The sequence below is a fragment of the Gluconobacter cadivus genome (assembly GCF_015244745.1).
GTDB classification, from domain to species: Bacteria; Pseudomonadota; Alphaproteobacteria; order Acetobacterales; family Acetobacteraceae; genus Gluconobacter; species Gluconobacter cadivus.
The window spans coordinates 53,488-65,738 of sequence record NZ_JABCQI010000001.1 but is presented as its reverse complement, the minus strand read 5'-3'; the positions used below and the strand labels follow the sequence as shown (position 1 = coordinate 65,738).

The window sequence follows — 12,251 nt, the reverse complement described above, 5'->3', positions numbered from 1 at the left end:
TCGTTTCCCATGTCTGAAGGTCAGTCTGACGGCGAGGAACTGCGGAAGCTCGTTCTTCCTCCAAAGGCTGGCCGCAAGCTGGCGTTCTTCGGAGCGCCTTTGCTTCTCGTGGCCGGACTGGTTGCGGGATATGGCCATTACACCGATCCCGGTCCGCTACAGGACGCGAAGACATTTGTTATTCCGCACGGCAACAATGCCCGCGTGACAAAAGCCCTGCAGGACGATGGCATCCTGTCGCCGACTTGGGCGTCGGGCACATTTTTCCGGATCGCTGCCTTTCTGACGCATCGCGACGGTCAGATTCATGCGGCAGAACTCCAGTTTCCTTCCCGCGTCTCGGTCGCGCATGTTCTTGAGATCCTGCGTCACGGCAAGCCTGTCTCCCATCAGGTGACGGTACCTGAGGGACTGACGGCGCTTAAAATCACAACCATTCTCGATAAGGCGCCGGCACTGAGTGGTGCATTACCGACGCTCGTTGAAGGAACGGTTTTTCCGCAGACGGTGTCTTATGTCTGGGGAACGTCGCGTCAGGCTTTGGCCGAAAAATTGCAGAAAATGATGGCAACCAGGCTGGCCGCCGCATGGGACGGGCGCAATGTCGAGGCTTTGGACGGGTTGATACAGTCTCCGCAGGAACTGTTGGTTCTGGCGTCTCTAATCGAGCGTGAAACGGCAGTTCCATCGGAGCGCCCCATGGTGGCGCGCGTATTTCTCAACCGTTTGAAGCTGGGAATGCGACTACAGACAGATCCGAGCGTAATTTACGGGCTCAGCAACGGCGTGGGGACGCTTGATGCGCCTCTGACCCATGAGGACCTGCAAACACCGGGGCCGTACAATACCTATCTTCAGGCCGGATTGCCCCCCGGACCCATCTGCTCACCCGGGCAGAGTTCTCTGGATGCGGCGGCGCATCCGGCTGATGGCAAAATGCTGTATTTCGTGGCGACAGGATCGGGCGGGCATAATTTTGCCGAAACCCTTGCCGATCAGGATAAAAACATCCGCGCCTATCGCGCGCATCTGTCCGGGGCTACGCAGACCCCGAACTGATGTCCCGCTCTTTGGAAGAGAGCGGGACGGGTTTTCAGTGCTTCAGTGGAGCGAGGCTCTGGCTCTGGACGCCTGCGGCCTGCGCCGAATAGGGGCGCGATGCATCGTAGGTCGTCGGGTACGGACTGTTGCCGACTACATCCTGTGCGGTTGTGGTGGCCGCTTGCGTCACGCGCCATGGGACTGTGGAGGCTGCTGGCGTCTGGGCGACCGACATCAGGGCGCGGCGCAGCGGATCAGCAGACGGGTTGTTGACGCGCATCGTCACGACGATGTCCTCGGGGCCGACCGTCTGGTTGTAATAAGCGCGGTTTGCACCACTATCGACGGTCAGTTTGGAGCCACCCAGAGCTGCACCGGCATAGAGGCCCTCGTTTTTCTGGGCAGCGTAAATGTCGGTGTTGTGCGCACCGGCCGTACTGTTTTCCAGACCCGTGCCAATGCTGGCGAAGGAGGCGGAAGCGGAGGCGTCAAACTTGAACTGGCTGTCCAGAATGGCCTGAATGCCGCGCTGGGACATGATGAACAGGATGGTTTCCGCGCTCTGCACGCCAACCTGTAATCCCAGCGAAGCTGTGCTCAGACGATAGAATGCCGGATCGGACCATGAGCCGCGTGCGTCGCGACTGAGCAGCAGGCAGCGACCGCCGGAGCCGCCGATCCCGAACGACATGTTCAGCACGGACGGGCAGACCATGACGGCCTTGGCTTCGGCAAGCAGTTTCTGCGAGCGCGACTGGGGCGTGGTCCCCGCAAAAAGGTCCTGAACAGCCAGTGTGGCGCGATCAACGATAAGCTGCTGCTGGCTGGCAGTGGTCTGGGGTGCGTCGGAGCAGGCTGACAGGGCAAGACAGCCCGAAGCGACGAGCGTGGTCGTACGCAGGAGACCGGACAGGGTCATGAAAGATACCTTCTGCAGTCATCGAAAGGATGTTTCCCGCACTATGCGCCAAATGCGGCCAAATCACGAGTGCGGGAAAGGAGATGTCAGATTTCCACGTTGACCGCGGCTGAGAGGGCCTTTGCAACGCCCGGAGCGGCTGCGAGGATGGTCGCCCCTCCGGTCAGGCCACCAGTCTGAAGGAAGGGCGAGACGGCCGCGCCGGACTCCGCGAGAATGGCTAGTGCGGCGGCGACATCCCAGAGCTGGATGACAATTTCCAGATAGCCGTCGGAGCGACCACAGGCCACATCCGCCAAAGCCAGCGCGCCGGACCCGCCCGAGCGTGGCATGGCACCCAGAGCCATGATGGCGGCGATCTTTTCGTTGAACGTTTCGGCAGGGACGCGGGAGGACCAGCCTATTTCGATCATGGCCTCCTGCGTGTTGGTGATGGGAGAGGCCTTGATGGGCTTGCCGTTCAGGAACGCGCCCTTGCCTTTGCTGGCCGTGAAGACTTCACCCAGAGCCGGGGCCTCGATCACGCCCGCAACAGGTTCGTCGCCTTCCAGAAGGCCGAGGGAGACGCACCAGCGGTCCCGACCACGGGCATAGTTCGATGTCCCGTCGATCGGGTCTACGACCCAGCGGAAGCGGCCCTGGCGGGTGGCACCGTTTTCTTCGCCCTGAAAACCGTCTTCGGGAAAAAGCTCCTGAATGCGGCGGCTGACGAGGGCTTCGACAGCGCCGTCCGCTTCGGTCAGATAGTCCTGACGTCCCTTGAGAGTGCCGCTCGGGCCGCCGGGGGCCGGGCGCAGGGAGAGGGCCAGTTGGGCTGCGTCGCGGACGACGCTGCGGGCGGCTTCGAGGCGGACGGCAATCGGATCGAAGGTCATGGAACAGTCCTATTCAGCGCGTCGTGCGGCGCGGAGGGATGAGGTGATGGCGGGGTCTTCAAGGCCCATGAGTCGGCTGGCGGCGGTTGTTGCGAACAGATGCAGCAGTGTCCGCCTCCGGGCAGGGGCGAGTCTGTGGAGTGCCGGTTCCCGGATGATCGTGCATTCTGCCAGAACGCTATCGCGCAGGGCAGGGGGGACGGCGCTGACGCTGACGACGATCAGACCTACGTCCGGCGGGATGATGTCCACGGGAAAAGCATCATCCACGGCGAAAAACAGACGGTCGGACCAGTCGCGGTATTCGGGCCATTTCTGATCGGTCTGAAAATCGCGCAGGCCGGACTTGATCTCGATACAGGTCAGGGAGTGGTCGGGCAGAAGCGCCATCACGTCCGCGCGACGACCTGCGGCGGGCAGGGAAAATTCATTGATGGCCGCCCAGTTCATCGTCCGGCACAGGCGGAGAACGGCGCGCCGGATGGCCAGTTGCGTTTCGGGCAGACCGCAGGCGATGTCTGCGGGAATTGCGGAAAGAGCCTCACTCATGGTTCCATCCTGCCCCGATCTGCGCTCTACGTCTGCCCCGGCAGATATTTTTTGAAGCTGTATTTTTGCGGGAGGAGTGCCTCATGCCATTTCTGCGGACAGATCACTGGCGATGCGCCATCGTTCACGCGCCTCTGGCAGAGATCGTCGATGCGGCCAGCCTGAACGGTTTTCCCATCACGACGCTGCCCGACATCGGGGACCATCGTTTTCTGGCAGATCCTTTTGGGCTGTGGCGAGATGGAAAGCTGTATGTCTTTGCCGAAGCGTTCGATTATCGCCATCCGAAAGGCACGATCGAGGTTCTGATCTATGACGGTACGGGGCGTCTGCTGTCCCGCGAGAGCGTTCTGGAAGAGTCTTGGCACCTGTCTTACCCGGTTGTGTTTGAGCATGAGGGAGAGGTTTACCTGTTGCCCGAAGCGAGCGCTTCGGGGCGTCTTTCGCTCTATCGTGCAACATCGTTTCCCAAGGGCTGGGAGCGCGTCGAGGCTTTCGATTTCCCCGAAGCCGCGATCGACGCCACACCGTTCCAGCATGCCGGTCGCTGGTGGATGTTCTGGACTCCTGCGGGGAGCAAGGTCGAGCGGCAGAGTCTGCTGAATATTTCAGTTGCCGATACGCTGACGGGTTCATGGAAGAACCTCGGACTTTTCCTGAATGACCGTGCAGGTGCGCGTCCGGCAGGAACGCCGGTTGTTGTGGATGGAAAGATCATTCTGCCGACACAGGACTGTCAGGGCACCTATGGGCGCGGTATTCGACTGCTGGAAATTGAGGGGCTGGAGCGTGAACTGCCGAAAGTCACGCCCGGGCTGACGATTTCCATTCCAGCATCCCTGCGTCGGCGTTTTGGGGACGGAATGCACACGCTCTCCGCAGCCGGGCAGGTGACGCTGATTGACGTCAAGAAAATCGGACTTGGCCCGAAACGGGATCTGCTGAATGTGAAGCGGCGGCTCTTCGGAGCCTGAAAGCGTGATCCGGGTGTTCAGAAGCCCGGAATGCGATCCAGTACGGCGTTACCGTTACGGGTGAAGGCTTCCGGGCCGAAGCGTTCCAGAACCCGCTTGCGGGAGCGTTCACCCATTGCTGTCAGATCGGCGGGTCTGCTGATCAGATCCGCCAGAGCGGCTGCGAGGGCAGGGGCGTTGTCGAATGGTACGATGCGCCCTGTTTCGCCGTCGAGGATGCTGGACGGCAGTTCTCCGGCAGGAGTTGCGACAACCGGGAGACCGCATGTCATGGCTTCATGTCCTGCGACACACATGCCCTCCCAGTGCGACGACTGGACGTAGAGGTGCAGGGTTTCCAGGAAATCCATGGGCTTTGACGTATAACCCGGAAGGTCGATCGGCAGATTTTCGGCCGTGATGCGGGCCTGAAGCGCGCCATGCAGAGGGCCGTCTCCCGCAATTTGAAGACGAAACGGCGGCAGGTCGGGATGGTCCTTCAGCAAAGTCACGGCATCGCAAAGGATGTCATAGGCCTTGACCGGATTGAGGCGCCCCAGAGAGCCGACACGGACAATTTCGCCCTCTTTCCACGGTGTTGCGATGGGGGCATCGGGATCGGCGCGGAAAATGGGCCAGGCCACGAAATTATCGCTGAGGCCAAGTTCTTTTGCGGCAAAGGTGATGACCGACTGGGAGTCGGCGACCCAGAGCGTGGTGTAGGGACGGCAGAGCCTGAGGAGGAATGCGTTGGCCTTCTTGAGGCGTCCGCAATGCTGCCAGTGGACTGTTGGAGTCTTGCGACGCAGGGCGACCAGTTGCCCCAGAAGTGTGGCGCGGCTCAGTGATGTCCAGATCAGGTCGGGCTGGAACGCTTCCATCTCGTCGCGCAGCCAGAGATAGGCCGCGATATGGTCACGCGTCGTGCCTTCGCGTACGCGGACGGGAATGCCTGCGGCTTCGAGCAACGGAATCGCGAGGCCGTCTTTGCGGGCCAGCGCGAAGACCGTCACATCACCGCCGCGCGCTTTCAGAACGGACACGATGTCCGGAATGGGAAGTTGTGCACCGCCACATTCGAGCGAATTTATGATGTAGGCGATTTTCATGGGGTCGTCTGCGCCAGAATCTGTTCAGCCAGCGTCAGGTCGGACGGTTTGTCCACATCCACCGCCGCGCGCCCGTCCGATAGTGTCACCAGCCGGACATTCGCGCCGGTGAGCTTCTGGATACGGCGGTAAAGAGCGCTGGAATCCAGTGTACGTGTTACAGCGCGCAATAACGTGCCGAGGCCAAGAGTCAGAGCCATTCGAAGCGGCTGTTTGCGGTTCTGCTGAAGGCGCTTCCACAATTCGATGACGTTCCGCCCTTTTGGCGTCCCGATCAGGAACAGGTTGCAGCCTGAAAAACTCATATCCGAAAGATGGATATAGGTGCGTTTCGTGCCGGGAACATCGCGCTCAACCGTTGCGCGCAAGGCCACGCCTGCTGCCAGATCGCAGCCCTGTGCTTTGGCCAGAAATTCCTCAATCCATTCCGGGCGAAGAAGCGCATGGTCGGCTGTCGTCACCAGACAGGGCGTGCCAATCCGGTCGATCGCTTCGGCAACGCTTTCGCTGGGAGAAGGAGCTGAGCGCAGGATCGTGGCATTGCCAGCGAGGTCCCGGATGCAATCCGGGTTTTCGATGCTGATCGTAACCGGGCCGAGGCCGGGCGTGCGGGCGATGGTGTCAAGCACGCGGGCCAGCATGGGCTGACCCGCGACGGGAAGAAGCGCTTTGTGAGAAACCCGCCCGAGTTTTGCGAGAACATCATTCTCGCCGTCACGCGAACCAGCGAGCACCAGAACCGGAAGACTCATGCCGCGGGGTTACGGTCTGACGTTTTGCGCGATGCTGCCGGACGGGCCCCGTCGGGGCGATCTTTCGGCGGCGAGCCGGTCAGGTCCATGACCCATGGATAGCGGTGCGCCTCTTCAAGATCGTAACCGAGATTGAAGACGTGTTTGCTGCGGGGCCGGTCACGCGCTTCACGGTAGAAGCTGCTGAACAGACGGTCCGGCACATAGTTCGTGATGCCGTAATTGCCGTCTTCGTCGTGGAAGTGATGCAGGACGTGCAACTGCTTGATGTTCGCCACCCATTTCCAGCGCGGCTTGTAAGCCAGATGCTGGATGCAGTGGAAGAATTCATAGATACAGGTCATGACCAGTGCGGTCGAAAGGGCGCAGAACGCGCCGCTCCAGCCCGCGATCAGACCGCCGATCGGCATCGTGATGATGGCCATCGTCGGCACCGTATTCAGCGGAGAGCCGAACAGAACGTCCAGCAGATGCGGGTCCTGATGATGGTCGAAATGGATGCGCTTCCACAGGGAGGCGGTCCAGTGATTGCGATAGAGCCAGCGCCCATGAAGGATGAAACGGTGGATCGCATACCAGGCCAGTGGATAGACCACGATCACGACGGGAACGGGGATGAGTGTCACCCACAGGGCAGTCGAGAAATGCAGGGCCGCCCAGACAGCGCCCGCGATCAGGGCGAAATAGAGCAGGATTGTCGGATAGGTCAGATAGGCGAACCAGAGCTGGGAGAGGTTCATCTTCCCCAGATCAAAGCTGCGGCCAGTCCGGATGGCGGACATGTTGCGCCACGGTGCAGTGAAAGTGCTCATCGTTCCTCCATCCGCAGGATCCAGGTCAAACCCAGAAGGGCGCCAAGCAATGTCCCGACGCTGACAGCCAGCGGGGCTGGCAGCGTGCCTGCGTTTCCAAGTGCGGAAATCATTCCTTGCAGGATGACGAAGCCCATTCCGGCGGCAAGAACATACACCGGAAGCGGATTTCGAAGTCCTGCACGGGGAGGGATATAGATCACCGGAAGCGTCAATAGAAGCATTACTGCAATTTCAAACGGTAAAATCATGCCGCCAAAGAGGGCCATGCGGTAGGTGGCTCTGGGCAGACTTGCAGGAGCCCCCTTGTGCAGAATGGCACTGATCTGCCCCGGTGTGACGAAAGCGCCGCTCTGGGACAGTGTCATGATGGTGGACGGGGTGGCGGGGATGATGAAGGTGCTGTCGCCCTTCGTGACGTTCACAAACGATTTGTCTTCGGAAAGGGACAGATCCTGCGCGCCATCAGGATGCCACCGGCCCTGTGTGTAGGTCAGGGTATTCGTATGTTCGGTTCCGGTCAGCAGCCCCGTGGAGTCACGGTGATAGATCGTCACATCCCGCAGGAAATATCCGCCCTGGGCGATCTGCCCGATCCGCACCAGAGTGGGGCCTGCGCGAAACCACAGGATGTCGTCTTCAGGCTGTCCGTCCTGCCCGGCCAGAGGGTCTGTCCTGTTCCACCATGTGGTGAGGGCATTTTCACAGGCGGGGACCAGCCAGTACTGGGCGCAGGTTCCGCAGAGACCTACAATCAGGACGGCGGGCAGAAGGAGGCGGTACAGCGAGGGTGTCGAAAGTCCGGCTGCGCGCAGGGCGGAGATTTCGCTCGACAGCGTCATCTGCGTCAGCAGGAAAAGTGTGCCGACCATGAAGGCCAGCGGCAGAATGTCGATGCTCAGTGCTGGCAGGTGCAGGAACGCGAATGTCAGGATCCCGCGAAGACCGAGATGCCGGTTCAGGATCGGCGTCGTCTTCTCCATCAGGGCCAGAATTTCCAGCAGAGAGACGAGCACGACACCGCACAGTAAGAACCGGCCCAGCAAGGCACGATTGAGCGCCTTGATGAGCACGAAGCGCGGCATGGAAGGCTGAGAGTCGCTCATGCCACAGCCCGTTTCAGCAGACGACGGCGCCAGGAACCCCGGGACCGACGCAGCAGGGCCGCGAGGCAGCCTATACAGAACACGGCCTCCGGCACCCAGATTGCCAGCCAGATCGGCAGACGGCCCGTGGAGGCGAGGCTGTGCCCGAACATTAAAGTCTGGTCGAAGCCGATCAGGATGACAGCGACGGCAATCAGGCCCCAGACGGATTTGCGTCGTCTTGCGCTGATGGCCAGTGCCACTGCGAGGGGAGGAATGAAGGGAATGGCAATGGCGCGGGCCATGCGGAAGTCCATTTCAGCCCGAAGTGTGCGGTATTCGATGCCCGGCAAGCCGTAGCGCAGATCGTGAGCCAGTTCGAGCAGGGTCAGTTCACGCTCGTCCGCTCCGCGTGTGCGGAACGCGGTTTCCTTGTCCGGCCGATCGATGACGCGGACGACATGCTCGAAATGCGTGACTGTCGGCTTGTGAGGATGGGTGGCCTGAAACGGATCATCCACGATTTCTCCGTTCCACAGATCGAGGCGCGTGCTGCGCGTTTTTTCCGAAATGGTCAGCGCGCCTGTTTGCGCCGTGATGATGTGGGCGACCCCACTGGGGCTGACTTCGCGGATGAAAACGCGTTTGAGGCGGGTTCCGGCATGGCTGACACTGTCTGCGGTCATGACGGCTTTACTGGAGGTGGAGGCAAACATCCCGGCCTGAAGATGGGGCGCCCAGCCGGTATGTTCCGCGAAATAGAAGCCTGCGCGATAGTCATAGCGGGCCACGGGCTGGATATAGCCGTACAGGAACACGCTCGCCCCCCCGAGAAGCAGGCCGACGATCATGAAAGGGCGGCTGATCCGCATGAGCGAGACGCGACCGGCCTGAAGAGCGTCGATCTCGTTGTTGTCGCTCATGCCGCGGATGGTCAGGAAGACTGCGATGCACAACGCCGCGGGCAGGGCGATGCCGAAATAATGGGGCAACAGGTCCGTCAGGAGCGCAATGCAGGTCGCAAGCGAACTGCCTGCGGAGGCGAGATAGTCGAAAAGCGATAGCAGGCGTTCGAGAAGCAGGGCGACCAGCATCGCCAGCAGTGCGATCGCAAATGGCGGCGCCATCTGCGTCAGCAGATAGCGGTCCAGAATATGGGCCCGCTGTTTCACGCGTCTGTCCTTCCTGCCTGTTTTCGCCCGGATCTCTTCCATGACGCCCGTTCGCTGACCGAACCGTCCAGCCGGTGACGGGCCAGATCAATGTGCCAGCCCCCTTCATATGGGCGGATCGTCAGATGATTCCAGCACGCCTGTCGGTGAGGGCGGTCATCTGTCAGGGAGGCCGAGGCCACGCCCAGCAGGGGAATGTCCGTTCCGGCGATATGGGTCAGTGTCGCATCATGGGAGTGGCCGTGCAGGACGATTTCCGCTCCAGCCCGTCGGAGGAGGGCCGCAACTTCGCGGTGATCCAGCAAGGATTTGCGCCAGGGGACGAGACCGCGCTTTGGGGGATGGTGGATCATCACCACCCGGCATAGTCCTTCTTTTCCAAGCTGCTCCAGCAGGGCTTCAAGCCGTTCCCGCTGTGTGCGTCCAACGCGGCCGTAAGCCATGAAAGGGGCTGTAGGGATGCCGGAATTAACGCCGATGATCGCAACCCCGTTCTGCAGACGCACATACGGATATTGCCGCGAGGACCAGCGTTCCCACTGATTTAGCCCCGCGGAAGCCGGTTGCCGGACCATGCAGTCATGATTGCCGGGAATCACAAGAGCCGGAGTGGGGAGCGCCTCCAGCCAGCGGGCAGCCTCGGCAAATTCGTCCGGTGTTCCGAAATTGGTCAGATCCCCGCTCACAAGGATCGTATCCACGCCTGTGCGTCCGATATCCTTCACCAGTGCAGCGCAGGTCTGCGCGAGATGGACGTACTGGCGGTGTTTTTTCCACGACAGAAGGCTCAGGGCGCGCTTGTTGAGCGCCGCGCGCCAGTGAACCGGCGGTGGAGGCAGATGCGGGTCTGAAATATGGGCCAATGTGACATGAGGCGTTGTGACAGGGGACGTGTGCCGCGACGCGAGGGGATCTGCGGGCAGGTCAGGGGTCATGATCAGAGAAAGGCCTTGTCAGTATCCACGCCATGAGACGGCGCCCGGGACTGCCGGGATGTGCCGTTCTGGCAGTTCCATCATAGCCGTGCTAGACCCGCCCGCATAGCCGAACGCCATATGAAGATTGCCTCCCTAGTGCGCATAGCCTTGATCCATAATGCCCGTAGCCGGAAAAACCGCCGGAACGGTTCCAGTTTTGCTGTCGAGGCTCAGGCCCTTTTGGGGAAGGATTTCGTTCCCTCCGACAGTCGGGAAGGAACCACCGCTCATGTTCGTCAGCTCTACGAACGGGGTATCGACACCATTATTATTGATGGCGGAGACGGGACGGTCAGTACGGCCCTGACCGCCATTGCGCGCGCCTATCCCGCAGACCGCCTACCGGATATCGTGGTTCTGGCCTCGGGCAATACGAACTTGATTGCCAGCGACGTGGGGTTTGGTCTGCGGGGCATGGAAGCTATCCGTCGTCTGAAGGCAGGGGCCCTGCGCTCAAGTATCCGCACGCCCATCCGTCTGTCCTGGCCCGGAACCGACCGGATGCCCGTATTGGGGCTTTTTGGAGGATGCGCCGGATTTGCGCGCGCCGTCCGCATCGCGCATTCGCCGACGGTCCTGCGTTTTGCACCGCATGATCTGGCCGTCGGAATCACTCTTCTCACCACGTTTGTCAGTCTCATGTTCCGCAAAAGCCGCGAGGCATGGCTCCGGGGAGATCCGTTGCGGATCGAAACGGGCGGTCATGTCTATGACGGGCAGAGCTTCATGTTTCTTGCGACGGGACTGTCGTGTCTTTCGCGCGGGATCTGGCCGTTCTGGGATGCTGAACCCAATGTCGAGGGTCTTCGATATCTGGATGTCAGCGCTCAGCCCGAAAGTCTTTTGCGAGCGACATGGGCGCTTTTGTGCGGTCGTGCGCCGCGCTGGCTGCGTCGTCATCCCGATTATGTCAGTGGTCGTACGGACGATATGACACTGGTGACGGAAAGCGATTTTGTGCTTGACGGAGAAGTTTTCAGCGCGGCCCCGGATGGCGTGTTGAGGCTGGAACGTGCGCCCAGTTTCCGGTTCCTTCATGCCTGATGCGCTCGAACAACGACTGATCGGTGAACTGACCACTCCAGTCGATCCGGGTGTCAGCGCATTTGCGGATGCTTTGGCCCGTGCCTGTCCCGAACCGCCGCTTGGCGTGCTGTTCTACGGCTCGCTTCTGCGCAAGGCCGATCCGGACGGTATTCTCGACTTCTATATTGTCACCGAAAATGCAGAAGGCTTTTCAGGTGGCCTGATCGCCCGGACCGGAAATCTCGTACTGCCGCCCAATGTGCGGTATTCGGAATTTCGATATCAGGACCGCGTTCTGCGCGCAAAGATCGCAGTCCTGTCCCGTGAGCAGTTCGCTGCCCGTACAAGTCTTGGCGCTTTGGACACCACGATCTGGGCCCGTTTCTGCCAGCCGGTCCGGCTGGTCTGGGTGCGCGGACCGGAGAGTGCGGACTCTCTTCTCACCCTGATTGCGGGATGTGTGACGACGGCTTCGTGCTGGGCTGCTCTTCTGGGCGCACCTTCCATGACGGCGCTGGAGTTCTGGAAAACCCTGTTCGCACATACTTACGCGTCTGAATTGCGGGTTGAGAAAAAAGGGCGCGGCAACAGTATTCTGGAAGGACAGGAAGCGCGGTACGCGGCCCTGCTGCCGCTGGGATGGGCGCGGGGACGGCTCCGGTTTTCCGCTCATGACGACATACTGGAACCCGTTATCAGTGCGGCCCTACGTCGAAAAGCGCTCCGTCGCTGGGCGTTAGTGCAGACATCCGGCCGTCCGCGGAATGTCGCCAGACTGTTGAAGGCGGCTTTCACCTTTGAAAACGGCGCTTCCTATCTTGCCTGGAAAATACAGCGGCATACCGGTTTCGATATGCAGTTGTCGCCTTTTGAAAGTCGGCATCCGCTCGTGATGTTGCCACGACTTCTCTGGCGGGCCCGAAAGCTGTTGGGCCGCCCGAAAGCATAAAAAAGGGGGATCCACCGGACCCCCTTTTTTAT

General features: G+C 60.7%; 13 protein-coding genes. 4 read left to right on the top strand and 9 right to left on the bottom strand.

Annotated features, from left to right (window positions below; all coding sequences use genetic code 11):
- Window positions 1-9: 9 nt before the first annotated feature.
- The gene (mltG, locus tag HKD28_RS00285) at window positions 10-1,059 is read left to right on the top strand and encodes an endolytic transglycosylase MltG (protein WP_194266423.1); all 1,050 of its coding nucleotides are present in this window, start codon (window positions 10-12) and stop codon (window positions 1,057-1,059) included.
- 34 nt (window positions 1,060-1,093) lie between these two features.
- On the opposite strand, the gene HKD28_RS00280 is transcribed toward mltG, so the two are convergent.
- The 3 genes from HKD28_RS00280 to HKD28_RS00270 all read right to left on the bottom strand — a co-directional run bounded on the left by HKD28_RS00280 (window position 1,094) and on the right by HKD28_RS00270 (window position 3,384).
- Entirely contained in the window at window positions 1,094-1,960 is an 867-nt protein-coding gene (locus HKD28_RS00280) for a lipid-binding SYLF domain-containing protein (protein WP_194266422.1), read from the bottom strand.
- A gap of 86 nt (window positions 1,961-2,046) precedes the next feature.
- Window positions 2,047-2,835 carry an inositol monophosphatase family protein gene (locus HKD28_RS00275; protein ID WP_194266421.1) on the bottom strand — a complete coding sequence of 263 codons (789 nt, stop codon included), beginning with the start codon at window positions 2,833-2,835 and terminating at the stop codon, window positions 2,047-2,049.
- A gap of 9 nt (window positions 2,836-2,844) precedes the next feature.
- Window positions 2,845-3,384, bottom strand: coding sequence for an MmcB family DNA repair protein (locus HKD28_RS00270; RefSeq protein WP_194266420.1), 540 nt, complete (start codon window positions 3,382-3,384; stop codon window positions 2,845-2,847).
- An 83-nt stretch (window positions 3,385-3,467) separates the two neighbouring features.
- Here HKD28_RS00270 and HKD28_RS00265 point away from each other — a divergent pair, with 83 nt between their 5' ends.
- Complete coding sequence (locus HKD28_RS00265; RefSeq protein WP_194266419.1) at window positions 3,468-4,358, top strand: glucosamine inositolphosphorylceramide transferase family protein; 891 nt, start codon at window positions 3,468-3,470, stop codon at window positions 4,356-4,358.
- A gap of 17 nt (window positions 4,359-4,375) precedes the next feature.
- Here HKD28_RS00265 and HKD28_RS00260 read toward each other — a convergent pair whose 3' ends face one another.
- The 6 genes from HKD28_RS00260 to HKD28_RS00235 are packed head-to-tail and all read right to left on the bottom strand — an operon-like array spanning window position 4,376 to window position 10,202.
- Window positions 4,376-5,446, bottom strand: a complete 1,071-nt coding sequence (locus HKD28_RS00260; protein WP_194266418.1) for a glycosyltransferase — start codon at window positions 5,444-5,446, stop codon at window positions 4,376-4,378.
- The gene (locus HKD28_RS00255) at window positions 5,443-6,198 is read right to left on the bottom strand and encodes a nucleotidyltransferase family protein (RefSeq protein WP_194266417.1); all 756 of its coding nucleotides are present in this window, start codon (window positions 6,196-6,198) and stop codon (window positions 5,443-5,445) included. Before HKD28_RS00255 ends, HKD28_RS00260 begins: the two co-directional genes overlap by 4 nt.
- A complete protein-coding gene (locus HKD28_RS00250) occupies window positions 6,195-7,010 on the bottom strand; it encodes a sterol desaturase family protein (protein WP_194266416.1) in 816 nt (271 codons plus the stop codon). The genes HKD28_RS00255 and HKD28_RS00250 overlap by 4 nt, the downstream gene beginning before the upstream one ends.
- A complete protein-coding gene (locus tag HKD28_RS00245) occupies window positions 7,007-8,116 on the bottom strand; it encodes an LptF/LptG family permease (RefSeq protein WP_194266415.1) in 1,110 nt (369 codons plus the stop codon). The genes HKD28_RS00250 and HKD28_RS00245 overlap by 4 nt, the downstream gene beginning before the upstream one ends.
- Window positions 8,113-9,267 (bottom strand): LptF/LptG family permease, encoded by a 1,155-nt coding sequence (locus HKD28_RS00240; RefSeq protein ID WP_194261392.1) that lies wholly within the window; start codon window positions 9,265-9,267, stop codon window positions 8,113-8,115. Before HKD28_RS00240 ends, HKD28_RS00245 begins: the two co-directional genes overlap by 4 nt.
- On the bottom strand, window positions 9,264-10,202 hold the full coding sequence (locus HKD28_RS00235; RefSeq protein WP_194266414.1) for a metallophosphoesterase family protein: 939 nt from the start codon (window positions 10,200-10,202) through the stop codon (window positions 9,264-9,266). The genes HKD28_RS00240 and HKD28_RS00235 overlap by 4 nt, the downstream gene beginning before the upstream one ends.
- A 120-nt stretch (window positions 10,203-10,322) precedes the next feature.
- Here HKD28_RS00235 and HKD28_RS00230 point away from each other — a divergent pair, with 120 nt between their 5' ends.
- Both HKD28_RS00230 and HKD28_RS00225 read left to right on the top strand, forming a co-directional pair.
- On the top strand, window positions 10,323-11,288 hold the full coding sequence (locus HKD28_RS00230; protein WP_207728803.1) for a diacylglycerol/lipid kinase family protein: 966 nt from the start codon (window positions 10,323-10,325) through the stop codon (window positions 11,286-11,288).
- Window positions 11,281-12,219, top strand: a complete 939-nt coding sequence (locus tag HKD28_RS00225; protein WP_194266413.1) for a hypothetical protein — start codon at window positions 11,281-11,283, stop codon at window positions 12,217-12,219. Before HKD28_RS00230 ends, HKD28_RS00225 begins: the two co-directional genes overlap by 8 nt.
- The last annotated feature ends 32 nt before the right edge of the window (window positions 12,220-12,251 follow it).

Bases quoted from the DNA above. Each gene is read 5' to 3' on its own strand.
- HKD28_RS00225 (WP_194266413.1), top strand. From the start codon at position 11,281: ATGCCTGATGCGCTCGAACAACGACTGATCGGTGAACTGACCACTCCA.
- HKD28_RS00250 (WP_194266416.1), bottom strand. From the start codon at position 7,010: ATGAGCACTTTCACTGCACCGTGGCGCAACATGTCCGCCATCCGGACT.
- HKD28_RS00265 (WP_194266419.1), top strand. From the start codon at position 3,468: ATGCCATTTCTGCGGACAGATCACTGGCGATGCGCCATCGTTCACGCG.
- HKD28_RS00260 (WP_194266418.1), bottom strand. From the start codon at position 5,446: ATGAAAATCGCCTACATCATAAATTCGCTCGAATGTGGCGGTGCACAA.
- HKD28_RS00270 (WP_194266420.1), bottom strand. From the start codon at position 3,384: ATGAGTGAGGCTCTTTCCGCAATTCCCGCAGACATCGCCTGCGGTCTG.
- HKD28_RS00275 (WP_194266421.1), bottom strand. From the start codon at position 2,835: ATGACCTTCGATCCGATTGCCGTCCGCCTCGAAGCCGCCCGCAGCGTC.
- HKD28_RS00245 (WP_194266415.1), bottom strand. From the start codon at position 8,116: ATGAGCGACTCTCAGCCTTCCATGCCGCGCTTCGTGCTCATCAAGGCG.
- HKD28_RS00255 (WP_194266417.1), bottom strand. From the start codon at position 6,198: ATGAGTCTTCCGGTTCTGGTGCTCGCTGGTTCGCGTGACGGCGAGAAT.
- mltG (WP_194266423.1), top strand. From the start codon at position 10: ATGTCTGAAGGTCAGTCTGACGGCGAGGAACTGCGGAAGCTCGTTCTT.
- HKD28_RS00230 (WP_207728803.1), top strand. From the start codon at position 10,323: ATGAAGATTGCCTCCCTAGTGCGCATAGCCTTGATCCATAATGCCCGT.
- HKD28_RS00235 (WP_194266414.1), bottom strand. From the start codon at position 10,202: ATGACCCCTGACCTGCCCGCAGATCCCCTCGCGTCGCGGCACACGTCC.
- HKD28_RS00280 (WP_194266422.1), bottom strand. From the start codon at position 1,960: ATGACCCTGTCCGGTCTCCTGCGTACGACCACGCTCGTCGCTTCGGGC.